General features: G+C 59.4%; 21 protein-coding genes. 13 read left to right on the plus strand and 8 right to left on the minus strand.

Going from position 1 to position 21,464, the window contains the following annotated elements; all coding sequences use genetic code 11:
- Positions 1-21: 21 nt before the first annotated feature.
- Positions 22-723: a lysophospholipid acyltransferase family protein gene (locus tag FPZ52_RS01065; protein WP_168201239.1), complete on the minus strand. Its 702-nt coding sequence runs from the start codon at positions 721-723 to the stop codon at positions 22-24.
- Positions 724-826: 103 nt separating this feature from the next.
- Between FPZ52_RS01065 and FPZ52_RS01070 the strand changes: the two genes are divergently transcribed.
- From FPZ52_RS01070 to FPZ52_RS01085, 4 genes are all read left to right on the plus strand, one after another.
- Positions 827-1,615, plus strand: coding sequence for an exodeoxyribonuclease III (locus FPZ52_RS01070; protein ID WP_146362890.1), 789 nt, complete (start codon positions 827-829; stop codon positions 1,613-1,615).
- A gap of 68 nt (positions 1,616-1,683) precedes the next feature.
- Positions 1,684-2,592 (plus strand): thioredoxin, encoded by a 909-nt coding sequence (trxA, locus tag FPZ52_RS01075; protein WP_146362892.1) that lies wholly within the window; start codon positions 1,684-1,686, stop codon positions 2,590-2,592.
- 26 nt (positions 2,593-2,618) lie between these two features.
- Complete coding sequence (locus FPZ52_RS01080; protein ID WP_146362894.1) at positions 2,619-3,263, plus strand: LON peptidase substrate-binding domain-containing protein; 645 nt, start codon at positions 2,619-2,621, stop codon at positions 3,261-3,263.
- Positions 3,260-3,442 carry a Trm112 family protein gene (locus FPZ52_RS01085; RefSeq protein ID WP_146362896.1) on the plus strand — a complete coding sequence of 61 codons (183 nt, stop codon included), beginning with the start codon at positions 3,260-3,262 and terminating at the stop codon, positions 3,440-3,442. The genes FPZ52_RS01080 and FPZ52_RS01085 overlap by 4 nt, the downstream gene beginning before the upstream one ends.
- Here the strand turns inward: FPZ52_RS01085 and FPZ52_RS01090 are convergent.
- Positions 3,439-4,665: an FAD-dependent monooxygenase gene (locus FPZ52_RS01090; RefSeq protein WP_240804370.1), complete on the minus strand. Its 1,227-nt coding sequence runs from the start codon at positions 4,663-4,665 to the stop codon at positions 3,439-3,441. The genes FPZ52_RS01085 and FPZ52_RS01090 overlap by 4 nt on opposite strands.
- 89 nt (positions 4,666-4,754) lie before the next feature.
- Here FPZ52_RS01090 and FPZ52_RS01095 point away from each other — a divergent pair, with 89 nt between their 5' ends.
- The 4 genes from FPZ52_RS01095 (at position 4,755) to FPZ52_RS01110 (ending at position 10,836) form a co-directional block, all read left to right on the plus strand.
- The gene (locus FPZ52_RS01095) at positions 4,755-6,083 is read left to right on the plus strand and encodes an amidase (RefSeq protein WP_240804371.1); all 1,329 of its coding nucleotides are present in this window, start codon (positions 4,755-4,757) and stop codon (positions 6,081-6,083) included.
- Positions 6,084-6,168: 85 nt separating this feature from the next.
- The gene (locus FPZ52_RS01100; RefSeq protein ID WP_146362899.1) at positions 6,169-7,350 is read left to right on the plus strand and encodes an aminotransferase class I/II-fold pyridoxal phosphate-dependent enzyme; all 1,182 of its coding nucleotides are present in this window, start codon (positions 6,169-6,171) and stop codon (positions 7,348-7,350) included.
- Positions 7,351-7,361: 11 nt separating this feature from the next.
- The gene (locus FPZ52_RS01105) at positions 7,362-10,169 is read left to right on the plus strand and encodes a DNA translocase FtsK (protein WP_146362901.1); all 2,808 of its coding nucleotides are present in this window, start codon (positions 7,362-7,364) and stop codon (positions 10,167-10,169) included.
- A gap of 76 nt (positions 10,170-10,245) precedes the next feature.
- Positions 10,246-10,836: a LolA family protein gene (locus FPZ52_RS01110; RefSeq protein ID WP_146362903.1), complete on the plus strand. Its 591-nt coding sequence runs from the start codon at positions 10,246-10,248 to the stop codon at positions 10,834-10,836.
- Here FPZ52_RS01110 and FPZ52_RS01115 read toward each other — a convergent pair.
- Positions 10,833-11,411: a transglycosylase SLT domain-containing protein gene (locus FPZ52_RS01115; protein WP_146362905.1), complete on the minus strand. Its 579-nt coding sequence runs from the start codon at positions 11,409-11,411 to the stop codon at positions 10,833-10,835. The genes FPZ52_RS01110 and FPZ52_RS01115 overlap by 4 nt on opposite strands.
- A 223-nt stretch (positions 11,412-11,634) precedes the next feature.
- On the opposite strand from FPZ52_RS01115, the gene hspQ reads away from it, so the two are divergent.
- Positions 11,635-11,961 (plus strand): heat shock protein HspQ, encoded by a 327-nt coding sequence (hspQ, locus tag FPZ52_RS01120; protein ID WP_146365606.1) that lies wholly within the window; start codon positions 11,635-11,637, stop codon positions 11,959-11,961.
- Between the two features lie 18 nt (positions 11,962-11,979).
- On the opposite strand, the gene FPZ52_RS01125 is transcribed toward hspQ, so the two are convergent.
- On the minus strand, positions 11,980-13,560 hold the full coding sequence (locus FPZ52_RS01125) for a gamma-glutamyltransferase family protein (protein ID WP_146362907.1): 1,581 nt from the start codon (positions 13,558-13,560) through the stop codon (positions 11,980-11,982).
- A gap of 194 nt (positions 13,561-13,754) precedes the next feature.
- On the opposite strand from FPZ52_RS01125, the gene FPZ52_RS01130 reads away from it, so the two are divergent.
- From FPZ52_RS01130 to FPZ52_RS01140, 3 genes are read left to right on the plus strand one after another with little or no spacing between them, the layout of a single operon-like run.
- Positions 13,755-14,213 (plus strand): GAF domain-containing protein, encoded by a 459-nt coding sequence (locus tag FPZ52_RS01130; protein WP_146362909.1) that lies wholly within the window; start codon positions 13,755-13,757, stop codon positions 14,211-14,213.
- Positions 14,214-14,215: 2 nt separating this feature from the next.
- Positions 14,216-14,863 (plus strand): RluA family pseudouridine synthase, encoded by a 648-nt coding sequence (locus FPZ52_RS01135; protein ID WP_146365607.1) that lies wholly within the window; start codon positions 14,216-14,218, stop codon positions 14,861-14,863.
- Between the two features lie 14 nt (positions 14,864-14,877).
- On the plus strand, positions 14,878-15,624 hold the full coding sequence (locus FPZ52_RS01140) for an SDR family oxidoreductase (protein WP_146362911.1): 747 nt from the start codon (positions 14,878-14,880) through the stop codon (positions 15,622-15,624).
- Here FPZ52_RS01140 and FPZ52_RS01145 read toward each other — a convergent pair.
- Both FPZ52_RS01145 and FPZ52_RS01150 read right to left on the minus strand, forming a co-directional pair.
- Complete coding sequence (locus tag FPZ52_RS01145) at positions 15,621-16,955, minus strand: TrkH family potassium uptake protein (RefSeq protein WP_146362914.1); 1,335 nt, start codon at positions 16,953-16,955, stop codon at positions 15,621-15,623. The two genes, FPZ52_RS01140 and FPZ52_RS01145, sit on opposite strands and share 4 nt — an antisense overlap.
- Before the next feature lies 1 nt (position 16,956).
- Positions 16,957-17,619: a potassium channel family protein gene (locus FPZ52_RS01150; protein ID WP_146362916.1), complete on the minus strand. Its 663-nt coding sequence runs from the start codon at positions 17,617-17,619 to the stop codon at positions 16,957-16,959.
- A gap of 224 nt (positions 17,620-17,843) precedes the next feature.
- Here FPZ52_RS01150 and FPZ52_RS01155 point away from each other — a divergent pair, with 224 nt between their 5' ends.
- Positions 17,844-18,497: a peroxiredoxin gene (locus FPZ52_RS01155; RefSeq protein ID WP_146362918.1), complete on the plus strand. Its 654-nt coding sequence runs from the start codon at positions 17,844-17,846 to the stop codon at positions 18,495-18,497.
- A 46-nt stretch (positions 18,498-18,543) separates the two neighbouring features.
- Here the strand turns inward: FPZ52_RS01155 and FPZ52_RS01160 are convergent, their stop codons facing one another.
- Positions 18,544-19,200 carry a glycosyltransferase family 29 protein gene (locus FPZ52_RS01160; protein ID WP_146362920.1) on the minus strand — a complete coding sequence of 219 codons (657 nt, stop codon included), beginning with the start codon at positions 19,198-19,200 and terminating at the stop codon, positions 18,544-18,546.
- A 112-nt stretch (positions 19,201-19,312) separates the two neighbouring features.
- Entirely contained in the window at positions 19,313-21,451 is a 2,139-nt protein-coding gene (gene pnp / locus FPZ52_RS01165) for a polyribonucleotide nucleotidyltransferase (RefSeq protein ID WP_146362922.1), read from the minus strand.
- Positions 21,452-21,464: the final 13 nt, after the last annotated feature.

Here is a 21,464-nt window from a genome sequence, read left to right on the forward strand (position 1 = left end):
AAATGCCCGGGCTTTTTTTATTCACTCAGCGACACGGTCGTCACATGTCCGGGTCAGATCTGCGATCAAGCCGGTTAGGCGCTTGCGTGCCTCTCGCATTTCGTCGTGCGTCATCGTTTTGGGCGGAGTGAAGCCGTCGCCCACTGCAAGAACCCCCTTCGAGAAGGGCAGGGGCACGACGAATCGGTCCCAAGTCTTCAGACGGATGCAACGCTTGACGGCGAAGCTGCAAGGTGCAGCCTGAACACCAGCCATTCCTGCAATGACCAGCGCGCCGGATTTGGCTTCTTCGCGCGGCCCGAACGGCCCGTCTACGGTGATCCCCAGCGACGATCCTTTCGACAGAGCGCGGATTGCCGCTTTCAATGGCCCGCTCTTGTCGCCCGACGTCGCGATCAGGATCACATCGATGCCACGTGCCTCGACACTGGCGACGGCAATCTGCGCATCGGCATGTTCACTGGCCATGACGGTCAGTCTATGGTCGTCCCAGTCGCGCAGGTACGGCGTCATAGCCAAGCGGGAATGCCAGCAACACAGTACACGTGGTGTGCCGCGGGCGATATCGGCCTCATAGGATTCGAAGCCGATCTTCTCCCATTTTGTCGTGCGATAGACAAATTCGAGATAACGGGCATAGCAGCCTTTAAGCGCGGCTTGGACACGCTTGTTTCTTTGAATACGGACTTCGAATTGCCGCCAGCGTTTTTTCAGGCGCTTCACATCAACTCCATGCGCGCAACCCGCACGAGTGAGGGCTTTGCATCGTCTTTCCATGTGGGCTAATCGGGAACGCAACGCCTGTCCAGACAACGGAGCCCAACGGATGCCCTTTACTCTTGCCACATGGAATATCAACTCCGTCCGCCTGCGCGAAGGGCTAGTGGCACGACTCATGAATGAAGAGCAGCCGGATGTGCTTTGTTTGCAAGAGTGCAAGAGCCCGGTCGACAAGATCCCGTTGGAGCAGTTCCGTTCCCTTGGCTATACGCATTTCGTCGCGCGCGGGCAGAAAGGCTACAACGGCGTCGCGATCTTCTCCAAAATTCCGATGGAGGACGCAGGTCACCGTGACTTTGTTGGCAAGGGTGACGCGCGGCATGTCGCTGCCAGGTTAGAGAACGGCGTTACCGTCCACAACTTCTATGTCCCGGCAGGGGGCGATGTGCCCGACCGCGAGGTAAATGAGAAGTTCGGCCACAAGCTGGATTTTCTGACCGAAATGCGTGACTGGTTTCACGCGGAGCGCCCCGGAAAGTCGATCATGGTGGGTGATTTGAACATCGCACCGCGCGAGGATGATGTCTGGTCGCACAAGCAGCTGCTCAAGGTCGTCAGCCATACGCCCATCGAGGTGGAACACCTAGGGCAGACGCAGGATGCGGGCGATTGGGTGGATGTGACGCGGGCCGACATTCCCGACGGGCAGCTTTATTCATGGTGGTCTTACCGTGCGCGTGACTGGGACACCTCCGATCGGGGGCGGCGATTGGATCACATCTGGGCATCAGGGGATATCGCGAACGCCGGGCATAATTCGCGCATTCTGCGACCCGTGCGCGGCTGGGAACAGCCCAGCGACCATGCGCCGGTCTTCGCGAGCTTCGATCTTTGATCTGGCCCTTGGACTTTGGACCTATCAGGCGCATATAGAGGCCTGAAAGTTGGATATGGGGAACCACAATGCTTGAACTCGGCGCGAACTCCGCCCAGCAGCCCGCTACGGACCTGATCAAGGACTCCTCCGAGGCCACCTTCATGGCCGATGTTGTCGAGGCCAGTCAGGAAGTTCCGGTCATCGTTGATTTCTGGGCACCTTGGTGCGGTCCGTGCAAGACGCTTGGTCCGATGTTGGAAGACGCGGTAAAGGCCGCTAACGGCAAGGTCCGCATGGTCAAGGTCAATGTGGACGAAAACCAGATGATTGCGGGGCAATTGCGCGTGCAATCGATCCCCACTGTTTACGCCTTCTGGCAGGGGCAGCCTGCAGACGGGTTTCAGGGGGCGCAGCCGCAGTCCGAGATCAAGGCATTTGTCGACCGGGTTGCCGGGCTGGCCGGTGATGACGGTCTGGCCGACGCGATTACGACCGCCGAAGAGATGCTGGAACAAGGCGCTGTAGCTGATGCCGCGCAGGTTTTCGCCGCTATTTTGGGTGAGGACGGTAATAACGCCGCCGCACTGGGTGGCTTGGCACGTGCGCATATTGCGCTAGGCGAACTGGATCAGGCTGAAGCACTGCTGAACAACGCAGCGCCGGAAATCGCTGGGAAGTCTGAAATTGAAGAAGCGCGTGCCAAGCTGGACCTGGCTCGTCAAGCGGGCAATGCGGGACCGGTCGCGGAGCTTCAGGCCAAGGTCGAGGCAAATCCCGATGATTTGCAGGCGCGGTTCGACTACGCCAACGCTTTGCACGCCAACGGCGATGTTCAGGAAGCGGTCGATCAGTTGCTGGAACTGTTCCGCCGTGATCGCGAATGGAACGACGAGGCCGCCAAGACGCAGCTTTTCAAGATATTCGACGCACTGAAGCCGCAAGATCCGATCGTAAAGAACGGCCGCCGCAAGCTGACATCGATGATCTTTGTCTGATACGGCATTCGTGCTAGGACAGGACCATGTTTTCGGCGGCTGATCTGCCCGATACCATCCCGATCTTTCCATTGCCCGGAGCGCTGCTCCTGCCCCGGGCACGGCTGCCTCTGCACATATTCGAACCGCGCTACTTGGCTATGTTGGATGATACGCTGAGAACGTCGCATCGGCTGATCGGGATGATCCAGCCATTGGAGGTGTCCGGTCGTGACGGCACGCGGTTGCACCGGATCGGCTGTGCAGGGCGGTTGACGGGATTCTCCGAGACGACCGACGGGCGCTATATGATCACTCTGTCCGGCGTGTCCCGGTTTCGGCTGGCCTCAGAGGAAAACGGTTTTGCTCCGTATGAGAAGTGGGAAGTCGATTGGTCCGGCTTCAGCAAGGATCTAGGCAAGGCGGAACGCGACCCCGGCCTGGTTCGCGATCCCTTCTTCGTCCTTCTGGAGCGGTATCTGGAGGCGCGGCAGCTTTCGACCGATTGGGGCAGCCTGAAAGACGCCGATGACGAAATGCTGATCAATTCGCTTTCGATGCTGTGTCCATTCGCGGCGGAGGATAAGCAGGCGCTGCTGGAAGCACCGTCGCTGCCCACGCGTCGCGAAACCTTGGTCACATTGATGGAATACGCCCTGCGCGGCGGTGGGGAAGGGGAGTTCATGCAATGAACGACAAGGCAAAATTCGACCGCCGCATGCTGGAGGCTCTGGTCTGCCCGCAGACGCAAGGCCGCCTGGAATACGACGCCGAGCGGCAGGAACTGATTTCCCGCGCCGCCAATCTGGCCTTTCCGATCCGCAACGGCATCCCGGTCATGCTGATCGACGAGGCGCGGACGCTCGATTAGATCGGCTTGCCTTGCAGCAGGCGCGGCACGTCCCCGGTCAGCCCCGCCGCTTCACGCATGAGGCCGCGTCTTAACGCGGGGATCGCGTTGACCGCGCCCATCCCGAGATCGCGGCCGAGGCGGAGCAGTGGGTGGTCGCTGGAAAACAGCCGGTTGAAGCCGTGGGTCGCACAGGCCAGTGTTTCGCTGTCGCTGCGTCGCCACAGGGCATAAGAATCCAGTACCGTCGCGCCGCCGATGTCTTCGCCGCGCCGTCGTGCATCGGCAAGGGTTTCGGCCAGCGCCGCGACATCGCGGAACCCGGCGTTCAGACCCTGTCCTGCGAGCGGATGCACCGCGCGCGCCGCATCGCCCACCAGCGCTACTCGATCAGCAGTGAAGGCATCGGCCATCGACAGCGTCAGCGGGTAGATGAACCGATCGCCCGCAAGGTGGATGTCGCCCAGAAAATCACCGAAGCGTGGATACAAGACATCGAGATAGTCACCGTCATCCAGGGCTTGAACTGCCTGAGCATCGGCGGTCTTTTCCGTCCAGACGATTGAGCTGCGATTGTTTCGCAGTGGCAGGATCGCGAGGGGACCGGAGGGCATGAAGAACTGATGCGCTACGCCCTGGTGCGACAGTTCATGACCGATGGCGCAAACCAAGGCGCTTTGCCCGTAATCTGTGACTTTGCGCCTTATTCCTGCACGCTCCGCAGTCGGCCCGCGTTTCCCGTCCGCACCGACAATCAATGATGCGGAAAGTTCATCGCCGTTGTCGAGCGCAACCTTTGTGCCGGAATTTTCCACATTCTGTGAAACCACACGCAGGTCATCGCGAAGTTCTATCAGTGGTTCTGCAAGGACAGCTTCCAGAAGCGCAGGACGCAGATGCCTGTCTTCAACCATATGGCCCATCGGGCCTTCTTCCAGTTCCGACTGATCGAACTGCAGCGAGAACGGCAAGACAGGCCCTTCACCGGGGCGTCCGTCGCTGACCTTGATCTGCATCATGGGCTGCGCATTTGGGGCCATTTGGTCCCACAGGCCAAGCGCACCCAGCATCCGGACCGATGCCAGTGCCAGCGCGTAGCTGCGCCCGTCGAAACGGTCGCTTTGCTGGGTTTGCGCAGGCAGAGCATCAATGATCGTCGACCGGATACCTGCCTGAGCCAACGCCAGCGCCAGAGTGTTTCCGTTCAGGCTTCCGCCGATGATGAGGACATCTGAATGGGTCATGCCACTGAATATGTCGCCGCTGACGGGATTGTCCATCTGTTGCACGACGGATAGCGTGCGCGCGACGATTTGAAACGGCGGAGAAGGTGATGAGCAGCGATTGGCGGAAGATGACAGCGGCGGGCTTGGGGCGTGGCATCGGTGCGGGAAAGATCGATCCTGTTGAACTCACAGAATGCTTCCTATCTGCCCTCGACGACTCTTCGGAAACGCCCCGCATATATGCGCGTACCACGCCTGGTACCGCCCGCGCGGAGGCAGAAGTGGCGTTGAAGCGGGCCAAGGATGGCAATCGCCAAAGCGCGCTCGACGGTGTGCCGGTCTCCTGGAAGGATTTGTTCGACACAGCTGGCGTTGCGACGGAGGCGGGTTCTGCCCTGTTGAAGGGGCGCGTGCCCGAGGCGGACGCGCCCATCGTCGCTGCTGGCCGCATGGCAGGGTTGGTATCGCTCGGTAAGACGCATTTGACGGAGCTGGCGTTTTCCGGGCTGGGCTACAACCCGATGACAGCTTCTCCGCCCTGCGTGAATGACCCGGATGCGGTATCCGGCGGCTCGTCGTCGGGCGCGGCGACATCGGTTGCATTCGGGTTGGCGGCCGCGGCGATGGGGTCCGACACGGGCGGGTCCGTGCGTGTGCCTGCGGCGTGGAACGATCTGGTCGGGCTGAAGACCACGCATGGACGCATGTCGCTGAAAGGTGCCGTGCCGCTTGCCGAGAAATTCGATACGCCCGGTCCACTGACCCGATCCGTCGAGGATGCCGCGCTGATGCTATCCGTTTTGGAAGGGCGCAAACCGACGGATCTGGCGGGTGCCTCCTTGGACGGGAAGACATTGGCTGTGTTGGATACCATCGCGCTTGATGGGCTGGCATCAGGGGTCTCGGATGGTTTTGAGCAGTCGTTGAAGGCCTTCGAGCGTGCCGGCGCCAAGATCACGCGGTTCTCAAGCGCGGAAGTCGAGGAAGCCATGGGGCTTGCCGGAGTTCTCTACACGACCGAGGCTTATGCGATCTGGGGTGAGACCATCGAAGCCGCGCCAGAGAAAATGTTCCCGCCGGTGCGCGAACGTTTCCGCGCGGGTGCAAGCTTCTCAGGTGTGGACTACGTGCGTGCGTGGCGCAGGTTGGAAGTGCTGCGCGCTGGTTTCACCGCCGCCACGGCTGGCTTTGATGCGGTCATGATCCCATCCGTTGCGATTCTGCCGCCCAAGATCGCGGATCTGGCGGACGACGATTATTTCACGCAGACCAACCTGATGGCTCTGCGCAACACACGTATCGGCAACCTGATGGGGTCGTGCGCATTGACGCTGCCGACGGGCATCCCATCTGTCGGTGTCTCGCTTGTCGGGGCGCCTATGACTGAAGAAAGGCTGTTGCGTCTGGGTGTCGCTGCCGAAGCGGCTTTGACCTGAGAACAGTGTTGGGCTGGACCGGGAGGTCAGTTCTGGGTAAATTCAGATGAAACAGGGCGTCACGACCCTGAAAACATGAGGCAAAATGCAGTTTCCAGACCGGTTCTCCGATCTGCCGGCCTACGCGTTCCCGCGTTTGCGCGGCCTTCTCGACTCGTATCCCGCAGGGAACGAGCCCATTGCGATGTCCATCGGAGAGCCGAAACACGCTTTTCCCGAATGGGTGACAGGGATCATCGTCGACCATGCCGCAGAATTCGGACGGTATCCGCCGAACGAGGGCACGCCCGAGCTTCGCGAGGCAATCGCGGGATGGTTGAAGCGGCGTTACGGCGTGGATGCGGCCTCAGAAACGCAGATCAGCACCCTGAACGGCACGCGCGAGGGGCTGTATAACGCGGGCATGGCGCTTTGCCCTGAAACAAAGGCTGGCGCGAAGCCGGTCGTGTTGATGCCCAACCCGTTTTACCAAGCCTATGCGGTGTCCGCGCTGTCGGCGATGGCCGAACCAGTCTACGTCAATGCCACGGCGGATAACGGGTTCATGCCCGACTATTCGTCTGTGCCCGAAGACGTGCTGAACCGGACGGCCATGGTTTACATCTGCTCGCCGTCGAATCCACAGGGCGCGGTTGCTGATCGCGACTACTGGACCTCGTTGCTGGCCTTGGCCGAAAAGTACGATTTCCAGGTGCTGGCAGACGAGTGCTATTCGGAAATCTACCGTGACACACCCCCACCCGGAGCGATGGAGATCGCGGCGGAAATCGGCACTGATCCCGAGCGAGTCGTGGTTTTCCATTCGCTGTCCAAGAGGTCCAACTTGCCGGGCCTTCGGTCGGGCTTTGTAGCGGGCGGGCCGGAAACGATCCGTCGTATCAAGCAGCTCCGCTCCTTCGGCGGTGCACCTGTTCCGATGCCGTTGCAGCGCGTGTCCGAACGCGCATGGGCAGATGAAGACCATGTCATTCAGAACCGACATTTCTATGTTAAGAAATTTGAAATCGCTGATCGCATCCTGGGCGATGTACCCGGATACATGTCGCCGCAAGCCGGTTTCTTCCTGTGGTTGCCCGTTGAGGACGGCGAAGTTGCGGCGCTGAAGCTGTGGCGCGAGGCAGGGCTGCGGGTTCTGCCGGGGCTGTATCTCAGCCGCGATACCGCGCAAGGCAATCCGGGCGCAGGCTATATTCGTGTGGCGCTGGTTGCGCCCGCACCCGAAATCGAACGCGGACTGACCCGTCTGCGCAACTGTCTATATCCATAGGACGCTTGACGATGGCATATCAGACCAAAACCCGTGATCCCCTGTTCGACACAGCGACCCAAGCCACGCTAGAGCGACGCGCGAGAGAACTCGTCGGGCTGGGGTTGTTGGCTGTCGCGGTGGTACTGGCGGTCATCCTCGGGTCATACGCACCGTCTGATCCAAGCTTTCTTGGAACGTCGAACGAGCCGCCGCAGAACGTGCTGGGGCATTTCGGCGCTTATGTCGCATCGCCGCTCTTTGTCATTCTTGGCTACGGATCATGGTATCTGCCCGTGGTTGCTGCGGCCTGGGGTATCCGCTTTCTGCTGCATCAGGGTCAGGATCGCGCGGTTACCCGTCTGATTTTCATGCCTTTGGCGGCGGCTCTGTCGGCGATCTACGCGGCGACTCATCTGCCATCCGCCGGTTGGACACACAGTTTCGGACTAGGGGGGCTGTTCGGTGACACGATGCTCGGCGTGCTGCTCGGTATTCTGCCGCTCGGGTCTGCCCTGTCGCTGAAACTGTCCGCAGTTCTATTGGCGGTTGGCCTGCTGGCGCTCGGTGGCTACACGCTCGGCTTCACCAAGCCCGAGCTCCAACGCATCGGCCATTTCCTCTGGTTTGGTATCCTTATGGCATTTGACCAGTTTATCAGACTACTTGGACGCGCAGGTTCGCGTGCGGCTGATGGGGTCTCGAACACAGGCAGCCGCATTAGCGAACTTCGCGCATCCCGGGATGCCGTTGTCGAGGATGACGAGATGTTCGAAGAAGAGGCTGAACGCCGCCCGTCTCCTGTCATTCGCGCGCAACGCGCCCCCGAGCCAGTCGTTGACGAACCGGAAGAGCCCATCCGGACCCTTCCGGGGTTGGGTCTGTTCAATGCCGTCACTGGCCGAAAGCAGGCCGCTCAGGAGGATGAGTTCGAACTGGTTGACGACGATGATGACGAATTCGTCGATGACAATCAGGAAGAACGGGTGCGCGGAAAGATCAGCGACGCCATCCGCTACCGCATGCGGCAGGACCGAGCGAAGCTTGCGGCAGCGACGCGGCAAAGGCAGGAACCACCTATAACCGCTGCGCAGGGCCATGCGGATACGGTTGAGGCTGAAGACGAACCGATACCCGCTCCCCCACGAGTCGAAGCGCGTAAAGAAACACTGGCGGCAGAGACAACACCCACGTCGCAGCCAGCCGCTCCGATCCCGCGCTATCAAGAACCGCGCCCGGTGGTTCAACACAATGTCAAACGTTCTGCACCTTCGACTGCGGCGAAGGCCGAGGCGCAGCCGGATCTGCAATTTGAACAGAAAGTCGCTGAATACGAACACCCGCCTTTGTCCCTGCTGTCCGACCCTTCCAGCGTAGAGAAGATGTATCTCAGCGACGAGGCGTTGGAAGAAAATGCACGGATGCTGGAAAACGTGCTCGATGACTACGGCGTCAAAGGCGACATCGTTTCCGTTCGCCCCGGACCCGTTGTCACGATGTATGAGTTGGAACCTGCACCGGGCCTGAAAGCGAGCCGGGTGATCGGGCTGGCGGATGACATCGCGCGATCCATGTCAGCCTTGTCCGCGCGTGTGTCCACCGTGCCGGGCCGATCAGTGATCGGGATCGAACTGCCGAATGAAAGCCGCGAAATGGTGCTGCTGCGTGAGATTCTCGCGGCGCGTGACTTTGGTGACAGCAAGATGCGCCTGCCGTTGGCGCTCGGCAAAGACATCGGCGGCGAGTCGGTGGTTGCGAACCTCGCCAAGATGCCCCACCTGCTGATTGCCGGGACCACGGGCTCCGGTAAGTCGGTGGCGATCAACACGATGATCCTGTCGCTGCTCTACAAGCTGACGCCCGAAGAATGCCGCTTGATCATGATCGACCCGAAGATGCTGGAACTTTCCGTCTATGACGGCATCCCGCATCTCTTGTCGCCCGTCGTGACCGACCCGAAAAAGGCGGTTGTCGCCCTGAAATGGGTCGTGGGCGAGATGGAGGAGCGTTACCGCAAGATGTCCAAGATGGGCGTGCGGAACATCGAAGGCTACAACGGCAAGGTCCGTGATGCGCTGTCAAAGGGGGAAATGTTCTCGCGTACCGTTCAGACGGGTTTCGATGATGAAACCGGCGATCCGGTGTTCGAGACGGAGGAATCCGTGCCTGAGGCGTTGCCGTACATTGTCGTGATCGTCGATGAGATGGCCGACCTGATGATGGTGGCGGGTAAGGAAATCGAGGCATGTATCCAGCGGCTGGCGCAAATGGCGCGGGCGTCGGGTATTCATCTCATCATGGCCACGCAGCGCCCGTCCGTGGATGTCATCACCGGCACGATCAAGGCGAACTTCCCGACGCGGATTTCCTTCCAGGTGACGTCCAAAGTGGACAGCCGCACCATTCTGGGTGAGCAAGGCGCGGAGCAACTGCTGGGGCAGGGCGACATGCTTTACATGGCTGGTGGTGCGAAGATCACCCGCGTTCACGGGCCGTTCGTGTCCGACGAGGAAGTCGAAGAGGTCGTGAACCACCTGAAATCCTTCGGTGCGCCCGAATATATCGGCGGCGTGGTCGATGGGCCGGACGAGCAAAAGGCCGACGACATCGACATGGTCTTGGGGCTGGGCGGCAATACGACGGGCGAAGACGCGCTTTACGATCAGGCGGTGCAAATCGTCATTCAGGATCGCAAATGCTCGACCTCCTATATCCAGCGTAAACTGGCGATCGGGTACAACAAGGCTGCGAGATTGGTGGAGCAGATGGAAGAGAACGGTCTGGTGTCCGCCGCGAACCATGTCGGCAAGCGGGAAATTCTGGTGCCGGAACAGCAATAGGCGGGCTCTGGCGTCCTCCCGTTCTTGTGAGCAGAATTGGGATGCAAATCGCTGCGCGGGCGCTACATTCAGCCCCATGAAACATTTGCTATTTGCTCTCGCCGTTGTCATCGCCGCGCCGCTTCATGCGGCTCCGGCGTCCTTGCAACAGGTCTCGGCCTACCTGAACTCGCTCGGTTCGGCCAAGGCCAATTTCGTTCAGATCAATGCGGACGGCAGCCGCAGCTCCGGCACGCTCTTCATCAAGAAGCCGGGTCGCGCGCGGTTCGAATACGACGCGCCCAATGACGATGCCTTGGTCATCGCGGGTGGCGGGCAGGTCGCGGTGTTCGATTCCCGCGCCTCCGGCAAACCCGAGCAGTATCCATTGTCGCGCACGCCGCTAAAGCTGATCCTTGATCGCAACATCGACCTGACGCGCACGAATATGGTTGTCGGACATGCCGAGCGCGATGGGCGCACCGTCATTGTCGCGCAAGACCCTGCGCACCCGGAGTACGGCCGTATCCAGCTTTATTTCGAGCCCGGCGATCTGCGATTGTCAGAGTGGTTGATCATTTCGGAATCGGGTGAACAGACCCGGGTTTCCCTTGGGCCACTGGTCGGGGGTGTTGAGATGTCCCCCTTCCTGTTCGACATAAGCTACGAAACCAGCCAGCGCCGTTAGATTCTGCGGCAGGCCCGTAGCTGATGGTCATAGACCACGGCGCGGGCCGCGACGCTGTCGGCCACCCCTAGAAGCCAGGACTTCTTGTAGTGGTTGCCCCGCGCATAGCCGGCATGGCCTTCATGATAGGCAAGATACTGATTGCGGGCGTCTGATTTGGAAATCCCGTTCTTTGCGGCGGTCGTGTTCATGTACCAGCCCATGAAATCTGTCGCGTCGTTGATGTTGTCACGCTTCGCGCCACGCCGACCGACGGTAGCCTTGTAGTCATCCCAGGTGCCGTCCAGTGCCTGAGCGTAACCGAAGGCCGACGATTGCCGGCCCATAGGGATCACGCCAAGGAAGTATTCATGCGGGGTCCGCGCGTCTGAATCAAATTTGCTTTCCTGATGGATGGTGGCCATCTGGACCGCAACGGGGACACCCCATTTCTTTTCGGCCTTCTTCATGGCCCGTAGGTATTGCGGCCGCTGGGCGACGATGGCGCACGCGTTTTCAAGATCGCTGGGCGGAGAATCACCGCCACAGGCACTCAGAATCAGCACCAAGCCCAGTGCGCAAAGACGACTGCTCATTTCTGCCTCACGCTTCTTGTTTTGCGCAAGTGTAGCGGATTTGCCCGGGCTTCGAAACGCCAAAACCGGATTTTTCGTGCCACAACTTCCCGTGAGCCAGCAAATTCCTGCGAATCCTGTGACCCATCTTGCAGCTTCGAGGCGGCATGCTTATCTGCCGTCCTTCACTCATGGACGGTCGGGGCGATTCCGGATAGAGGTGAGTGGAAAGGTGAACGAGATGATGTTGAAGAGCTACGCCAAATACCAGTTGGGCCAGATTGTCCGGCATAAGAAGCATCCCTTTCGGGGTGTGGTGTTTGACGTGGACCCTGAATTCTCCAACACCGAGGAATGGTACGACTCCATCCCGGAAGACAGCCGTCCGGCGAAGGATCAGCCCTATTACCACCTACTGGCCGAGAATGATCAGAGCTATTACATCGCCTATGTGTCCGAACAGAACCTTGTTCCGGATTTCAGCGGCGAGCCTGTGGACCATCCCGACGTATCAGAGTTCTTTGGTGAACCGGAAAACGGCGTCTACCAGTTGCAGGCCCAGTTGAACTAGGCCTGCCGCGGCAATCGTCTAGTACCCCAGCGCACAGCCGTCCTTACGCGGATCGGATGCCCCCTCCAAAACGCCGTTGTCGTGATCTATCGCGATCATTTGAGCGCCGCCGATAGGCGTATCCGGGATGACCAGCGTGTGGCCTAGATCCGCGAGTCCCTGCCGCACCCCAGCCTTGTAGCCGCGTTCGACATTCAACCCGTCGCTATCGGCGAAGCTACGCGGAGCAGAGATGGCCGATTGCGGGTCCAGTCCGAAATCCACGAGGTTCGTAAGCATCCGCGCATGGCCGTTGGGCTGATACGCGCCGCCCATTACGCCGAAACTGGTGCAGACTTGCCCATCACGTTTCAGCATCGCGGGAATGATGGTGTGCATGGGGCGCTTCCCACCTGCCGCCTCGTTCGGGTGGTCCTTCTCTAGCGTGAAGCCCGCCCCGCGGTTCTGGAAAAGCACGCCGAATTCTGGTGAAGCGATACCGCTGCCGAACCCGTGGAAGACAGAATAGATCAGCGACACGACCATCCGGTCCTTGTCGACAACGGTCAGGTAGATGGTCTCCTTGTGCACGGTTTCAGACAGGGCATGCGGGTTTTCCATCGCTTGGGTTGGGTCAATCAGCGCGGCTAAGCCTGCTGCCGTTTCAGGTGCCAGCATGTGATCCAGCCGCGTGACGTAGTCCAGATCGGCCACGAAACGGTTGCGCGCATCATAGGCTAGTTTCGCGGCCTCCGCTTCGAGATGCGCGCGCGCAACGCCCCACGGATCCATTGAAGGCAGGTCAAAATGAGACAGGATGCCGGCCATCAGCATGGCAGTTGCCCCTTGGCCGTTCGGCGGGTGCTCAATCAGTGTTGTGCCTTTGTAGTCTGCCTCGATCGGGTCGTGCCACGTGGCTTTGGTGTTGAAGAAATCATCCAGTGTGTGGACGCCACCGACCGATTTCAGGCCAGCTACCATGTCTTCGGCAACCGCTCCTTCGTAGAATCCGGCGCGACCGTTCTTGGCCACACGTCTCAGAATCTCTGCCTGCTTGGGCGCGCGGAAGACCTGTCCCACATTCGGTGCAGACCCGCCGAACAGGTAATAATCCCGCGCAACACCTTGCAGTGTGCCCGCGTCATTGGCCCAGTCGAAAGCCGTGCGTTGTGCGACGGGGACGCCTTCATCAGCATAACGGATTGTCGGTGCGAGCACCTGATCCAGACCCAGCACGCCGAAGCGTTCCGACAGGGCGCAGAACGCGTCGATAGCGCCGGGAACGGTCACGGCCTCGGCCCCATGGATCGGGATCGCAGTATGGCCTGTCGCGCGTAGCGCCTCGGCATCCAGCGCCTTTGGTGCACGGCCTGATCCGTTCAGCGCATGCACTTTCTCCGTACCGGCAGGTTTGACCAATGCAAAGCAATCCCCGCCAATCCCCGTCATCTGTGGTTCGCAAATGCCCAGCAAAACAGCGGCGGAGATGGCCGCGTCTGCCGCGTTGCCGCCCGCTTGCAGGATGTCGATGGCCACTTTCGCGGCGAGCGGGTGGGAGGTGGCGCAAAGGCCATTGGTTACGAAAACGCGTGGGCGGTCGGGAATGTGTAGATCGCGCATAAGGGCTCCGTCAGTTTGGCGGAACGCTAGTGTACTCCAGAGAATAGGCCAAGCCCCTGCCGTGCCTGTTGTTGTGCCGATGAACTTCGTGTCGGGATTCATTTCGGCGCTTCGCCCATTGATCGCTAGCCAAAGGCCAAGCCTTACGAAATCCTTTCGTCCGGTATATGGAGGCGCGGAAGAACGGAGGCACAATGACACTCGACTATGCAGATCTTTCCAAGCGGATCATCAGCCTGACCGAAAGCGAAACCGATGACGTCGCTTTAATGGCAACAGTGGTTTGCGAGGTGCATCATTCTGATGCGCGATTCGACTGGACGGGGTTCTACCGCAATGTTGGAGATGAGACGCTGAAGATCGGGCCGTACCAGGGCGGGCATGGCTGTCTTGTGATCCCGTTCTCGCGGGGAGTTTGTGGGGCTGCGGCTCGGACCGGGCGGTCGCAACTTGTCGATGATGTGGATGCAGTCTCGGATCACATCGCGTGCTCAAGTTCCACCAAGTCGGAACTGGTGATCCCGGTGTTCAGGGGTAAGCAACTGCTTGGGGTCTTCGATCTTGATAGTGATCAGCCTGCCGCCTTCACCGAAGAAGACGAACGTGAAATGTCGGCTATTCTGGCATCAGTGTTCGACAGGGATGCAGGGTGAGGTTGTCAAGCGATTACAACCCTCCGCAGGATCCGTTGAAAGTCCTGCATCTCGATGATGCGCTGATCGTGGTGGACAAGCCAGCCGGCCTGTTGTCGGTGCCCGGGCGCGGTGAGCATCTGGCCGATTGCCTGATGGCGCGCCTGCAGGCGGCGCATCCCGAGGCGTTGCTAGTCCATCGGCTGGACCGGGACACATCGGGCGTGATGGTCTTCGCGCGGACCCCCGAGGTGCAACGGCACCTGGGGCTGCAGTTCGAGCGGCGGCATACGAAGAAGAGCTATGTCGCGCGGGTCTGGGGACATGTCACCGAGAAATCGGGCACGGTCGATCTGCCATTGATCGTGGACTGGCCGAACCGTCCCCTGCAAAAGGTGGATCACGAGAACGGGCGCTCGGCGGTCACGGACTGGAAGATCATGCGGGTTGAGGGTGAAACAACGCGCCTGCGTCTTACTCCCCATACCGGGCGGAGCCATCAGCTTCGCGTCCATATGAAGGAACTCGGTTATCCGATTCTCGGCGATCCGTTCTATGCCACTGGGCCGGCGCTGGATGCGCCAAGGCTGATGTTGCATTCCGAACGTCTCCGCCTACGTCACCCGGACGGCGGCGAACCTGTCACCTTTGCGTCAAAATGTCCGTTCTGAGAGGAGAAGAACACATGCGTAAAACGGCACTTATCACCGGGGCAGGGCGTGGCATCGGACGCGCGACAGCCGTTCTGGCGGCGCAAGAGGGATACGACCTGTGCGTGAATTTCGTGTCTGACCGAAAAGCGGCAGAAGAGACAGCAGCATTGTGCGAAGCCCAAGGCGCGCGAGTGCTGCTGTTCCAGGCGGATGTAGCGGATGAAGTCGTCGTAGCAGATATGTTCGAGGCATTCGATCGTGAAATCGGCAGGATCGACCTTTTGGTGAATAATGCCGGTATCATAGGTCAGGCGTCGCGCGTCGAAGATCTGGAACCCGCCACGTTGCGCCGGACGTTTGAAGCCAACCTGTTCGGGACCATGTTCTGCGCCCAGCAGGCAGTGCGGCGCATGTCACGGCGCAACGGCGGGAGTGGCGGGGCAATCGTCAACGTTTCATCCATCGCTGCAGTTATCGGCAGCGCGAATGAATATGTGCATTACGCCGCATCCAAGGGCGCGGTCGAATCCTTCACTATTGGCCTGTCGAAAGAGGTCGGCCCGGAAGGTATCCGGGTTAATGCCTTGCGCGCTGGAACCGCTGAGACGGAGATCCACGAGCGGACGGGCAATCCGGACCGTCCGGCGATGGTGGCGGCGAATGCGCCCTTGCGTCGGGTCGCGACACCCCAGGATATCGCAGAGGGTATCATGTGGCTGGCCTCTGATCGTGCGGCCTATGTCACAGGGGCTTGCCTGCCCGTCAGCGGGGGGCTTTAGCCCAGATAGACTTGCCCAGCAGGGTATCGGACGCGCGGTTTGCTGTGGCTGGCAAGGAAGAAGCCCAGTGTCAGCGGGCCAACCCGCCCCAGGAACATGAGGAACAGAACTATGACGCGGCCGAGTGTGTCGAGTTCAGTCGTCGCGCCGCGTGTCAGCCCGACGGTACCGAAGGCGGATGCGACCTCGAAACTCAGGTCGACAAAATTGCCGTCATGAGAAATCGAGATCAGGAATAGCGCCGTCATCACGGTCAGGACACTGACGGTTGTCAGGGCCAGCACTTTCAATACTTGATCCAGACCTATACTGCGTCCAAAGGCGTGAAGAGTTGAGTTGCGCTTGAAGAATGCGATGGTCGCCAGCAGTAGAACGATCACCGTTGTGACCTTGATGCCTCCTGCCGTGGAGGTGCTGCCCCCACCCACCAACATCAGTGAGATCATCAGCAAGGTCGAACTGTCGTGGATCTCGCCGATCTCGACCGTGTTGAACCCCGCTGTGCGTGTTGTGACAGACTGGAACCAGCTCGCAAGCAGTTTGTCCCAAGGGTTCGCCAAGGCGCCCAAGGTACCGGGATTGTTCCATTCCAGAAAAGCGAAGCCCAGAAAGCCCCAAGCCGTGAACGCCAGCGTCCCGACCAGCATCAGCTTCGTGTGCAAGGTCAGGGTCTGCCATTGTCTTTTCTGCGCGATGTCACCGATTACGATGAAACCCAACCCGCCGATTATGAACATCGCCGGGATAGCCAGATTGATGACCGGATTCCCTACCCACGCGCTGAGACTGTCGGGCCACAGCGCAAAACCGGCATTGTTGAAGGCGGATACCGTGTGAAAGAGGGAATGCCACAGACCGCGCGACCAACCGAAGTCCGGTACGAAGACCGTCGCAAGAATGATCACGCCCACCGTTTCACAGATCAGCGCGATCTTGACGATGGCCTGCACGAGCGTTCTGAGGTTGTTGATCGAGGTCTGGTTCAGGTCTTCACGCAGCATCACCTGCTGCGGCATGCCGATGGATATGCCCAGTGACAGCAGCAGGAGGGCGGCAAAGGTCATCAGTCCCAGCCCGCCCAACTGGATCAGGATCATGATCACGATTTGGCCAAAGACGGTGAAGGTTGTTCCGGTATCGACCAGTACAAGGCCTGTCACAGTGACGGCCGACGTGGAAGTAAAGAAAGCCTCCATCAGCGTGATCGGGTGGGTCGTGCTGAACGGCAGTTTCAGCAGCACCATCCCGATGATGATCAACGTGAAGTAGAGAACCGACAGGAACGCGGGAGGGGGTAGTTTGAAGGATCTCTTGCGTTTGTAGCGGATCATTTCAAAGGCTGGCCGCGAATTCGCGCAGGTTGATGCGATTGCCCAGCACCAGCAGCTTGTCGTCCACCGAAAGCGCGCAATCAGAGCTGTCGCTTCCTATGAATTCCGATCCGCGCATCACGCCAAGACAGCGCAACTCAAAACGATCACCCAGATCAAGCTGGGACACCCGCTTTCCCTCCAGGCTTTCCGGTACACGCATGTTCACCACGTGGAACCCATTTCCGAGACTGACATAGTCGCGCATCAGCGGATTGTGCAGCATCTGGGCGATATGCATCCCGACTTCTTCTTCCGGCTGGACAACGCGGTCCGCGCCCAGCTTGTTGAGAATGCGGTGATGCGTGCGGCTGACAGCTTTGGCCCAGATCAGTGGAACGCCGATCATCTTGGCGTTGATCGTGGCCAGCACATTGGCTTCGAGGTCTTCACCTATAGCGATCAGAACGACGTCGCATTCACCGATTCCGGCTTCACGGAGGGCCGTGTCGTCTCTCGCGTCGGCGATGACCGCGTGGGTCAAAGTGTCTGCCATCGCGGCGACATTGCGTTCGTTGATGTCCACGCCGATGACGTAATTGCCGAAGCGGGTCAGTTCCTTCGCGACCGTCGTGCCGAATGTGCCAAGCCCTATGACGGCGAAGTTGCGGGTTTTACGTGCCATTTACCTGCCTGTGGTGTGCGGTATCCGGCATCTCTATCCCGAGTTTCCCATACCATTCAACTGTGCGTGTTATGGATACGCCTAATTTTGGACGCCTGTCCCGGTTGGTCCGGAGGATCTGGAACAACCACGCTTAATTTAGGCGCGGATTTTTGAACGCCCTATGAAATTCAGCGGTGACCGTTATGTAAGTGTTAAATGGCATCTCACAGGTGGAGGAAAATATGGCACTTCGCATCAATGATACGGTTCCTGATTTCAAGGCTCAGACCAATCACGGGGAGATCAGCTTTCACGACTGGATTGGCGAAAGCTGGGCGATATTGTTTTCTCACCCGAAGGACTTCACGCCGGTATGCACGACCGAATTCGGTGCTGTCGCTCAACTGGCGGACGAATGGTCCAAGCGCGGCACCAAGGTGATCGGTGTGTCAGTCGATGGTGTGGATGATCATAACAAGTGGATCGGTGACATCGAAAGCGTCGGCGGGGCGAAGGTGGAGTTCCCGATTATCGCCGATGACGGGCTAGAGATATCCAAGGCGTTCGACATGCTTCCGGCCGAGGCCTATCTGCCCGATGGTCGGACGCCCAACGACTCGGCGACGGTGCGGTCGGTCTTCATCATCGGGCCAGACAAGAAGTTGAAGCTGTCGATGACCTACCCCATGACGGTTGGCCGCAACTTCGCAGAGATTCTGCGTGCGTTGGACGCGTTGCAAACCACAACGAAACATGGTGTTGCCGCACCTGCGAATTGGGAAATAGGTCAGGACGTTATTATTCCGGCGACGGTGTCTGACGAGGACGCGAAGGCCAAGTTCGGCGATTTCGACAAGAAGCTGCCTTATCTGCGGACGACCAAGCAGCCTGCCTGATTGAGTTCGTGGCCCGCCTCGCAAGGGCGGGCTACTTCGACCGGCCTTATTGGTGCAGCGTCCATCCGTTTCGGTTGATCAGACGCCGGAACAGCATCATCTCACCGAAATGGTTGTGTGGCTCCTTGGTGTGGTCCCGGTCATAGAAGGTTGGCGTGCGCTTCCAGTCGAAGCCGAAGATATGCACATTGCGTCGTTCCAGCCGATGCAGCAGCCACAGGATTTGTGCTCCCGTAGTCGGGCGTGCGCGCAGCTTTTCCATCAACTCGATCGACAGTCGCATAGGATAAACCAGATGGGGCGTGCCGAACAACTTCGCGTCAAGGTATTCGAGATGACGGTCATAGTAGGGTGTGAACAGCAGGGTGTGAAACGGAGGCGCATGTTCGGAATAGTATTCAAGTGTTTTGCGGTCGCTGGTCGCAACGAAGTCCCAACGTGTTCCCTGGGCATCGGTTTGCTCTAACTGCGCCTTGTTGAAACGGATGGTGGGATAGCGATCAATAGCGGGCCCATAAGCCGTATTGAGCAGGCTGGACGCGTTGCCTACGACGTTGATCTGATCGGGTATCGTTTCGGAAAACTGCGCCATCGAAAGCTGGTAGGCTCCATCGCCCGGATCGGTCGCAGGCAGTTCATCAACCTTTCCCTTCCGCTTCAGGGAACGCTTGAGCAAATCGAACAGGGAAGATCGTTCAGTCATTGGTCGAACCGGAGCATCATGCGGTTATAGGAACACCTAGACTACTAGCCACGCGGTCGTAAACGAAAAAGCCCCGGCACTTGACCGGGGCTTTCTTGAAACTGGCGGATGATTACTCTTCCGCTTGTTCTTCTTCTTTCTTGGCTTCTTCGCCGGTTTCCTGATCGACAACCTTCATCGACAGGCGGACCTTCCCGCGATCATCGAAGCCCAGCAGCTTGACCCACACGTCCTGACCTTCTTTGAGAACGTCGGAAGGATGATTCAGGCGACGGTTTTCGATCTGGCTGACATGGACCAGCCCGTCGCGCTTTCCGAAGAAGTTCACGAAGGCGCCGAAATCGACGATCTTCACGACCTTGCCCTTGTAGATCTTGCCCTCTTCAGGCTCCGCCACGATCGAATAGATCATGTCATAGGCCTTCTGGATGGCTTCACCGTCGCTGGACGCGATCTTGATCACGCCGTCGTCGTTGATGTCGACCTTGGCACCTGAAGTTTCAACGATCTCGCGGATGACCTTGCCGCCCGAACCGATCACTTCACGGATCTTGTCGGTCGGGATGTTCATTGTCTCGATGCGCGGGGCGTGGGTCGAGAAGCTGCCGGCCTCCGTAATGGCTTTCGACATCTCGCCCAGGATGTGCAGACGACCGTCCTTGGCTTGGGCCAATGCCTGCTCCATGATCTCGGGCGTGATGCCTGCGACCTTGATGTCCATCTGCAAGGACGTGATGCCCTCGGAGGTGCCTGCGACCTTGAAGTCCATGTCGCCGAGATGGTCTTCGTCACCCAGAATGTCGGTCAGGACAGCGAACTGCCCGTCATCTTCCAGGATCAGACCCATGGCAACACCGGCAACCGGTGCTTTTAGCGGAACGCCGGCATCCATCATCGACAGCGAGCCACCGCAGACGGACGCCATCGAGGACGAGCCGTTGGATTCGGTGATCTCGGAAACCACGCGGATCGTGTAGGGGAAGTCCGTCGGTGCGGGCAGAACCGCCTGCAGTGCGCGCCATGCCAGTTTGCCGTGGCCGATTTCACGGCGACCGGGCGAACCGACGCGGCCAACTTCGCCGACCGAGTAGGGAGGGAAGTTGTAGTGCAGCAGGAAGTTCGATTTGAAGTTGCCGTGCAGCGCGTCGATGAACTGCTCATCATCGCCCGTGCCCAGCGTGGTCACGACCAGACCCTGCGTTTCACCGCGTGTGAACAGCGCGGAACCGTGCGTGCGGGGCAGGATGCCTACCTCGGACACGATGGGGCGCACCGTGTTGCGGTCACGACCGTCGATACGGGCACCGCCCGAAATGATGTCACCGCGCAGGATACTCGATTCCAGCTTCTTGAAAGCGGAGCTGAGGTTTGCGTCCTCGAGCTGCTCTTCGGTCAGCGCGGATTTGATCGCTTCGCGTGCTTCCGCGATGGCGGTCGTGCGTTCCTGCTTGTCGGTCAATGCGAAAGCGGCGCGCATCTGGTCTTCACCGGCGGCCTTCACGGCTTCGTAAAGCTCGGAATAATCCGGTGGGGTGAAGTCGAAGGGCTCTTTCGCTGCGTCTTCAGCCAGAGCAACGATCAGGTCGATAACCGGCTTGATGGCGTCATGACCGAATTTCACGGCGCCGAGCATTTCAGCCTCGGACAGCTCGTAGGCTTCGGATTCGACCATCATCACGGCATCTTGTGTACCCGCGACGACCAGGTCGAGGCGCTGTTCGGGGTTCGCGCGCAGATCCTGCATGTCTTCGACATCGGGGTTCAGCACGTATTCGCCATTGGCGAAACCGACGCGTGCGCCCGCAATCGGGCCCATGAACGGAACGCCGGAGATGGTCAGCGCGGCAGATGCGGCAATCATCGCGACGATGTCGGGATCGTTGACCAGGTCATGCGACAGCACGGTGCACATGACCAGCACTTCGTTCTTGAAGCCGGGTACGAAAAGCGGGCGGATCGGACGGTCGATCAGGCGCGCGGTCAGCGTTTCCTTCTCGGTCGGACGGGCCTCGCGCTTGAAGAAGCCGCCAGGGATCTTGCCGGCAGCGTAGTATTTTTCCTGGTAATGTACGGTCAGCGGGAAAAAGTCCTGACCGGGCTTTTGTTCACGTGCGAACGTGACGTTGGCCATGACGGAGGTTTCGCCCAGAGTGGCGATGACAGAGCCGTCGGCCTGACGGGCAACCTTGCCCGTTTCCAGCGTGAGGGTCTCGTTGCCCCATTCCATCGATTTCTTTGTGACGTTGAACATGTCTTGTCCTATC

Source organism: Qingshengfaniella alkalisoli, from assembly GCF_007855645.1.
Taxonomy (GTDB): domain Bacteria; phylum Pseudomonadota; class Alphaproteobacteria; order Rhodobacterales; family Rhodobacteraceae; genus Qingshengfaniella; species Qingshengfaniella alkalisoli.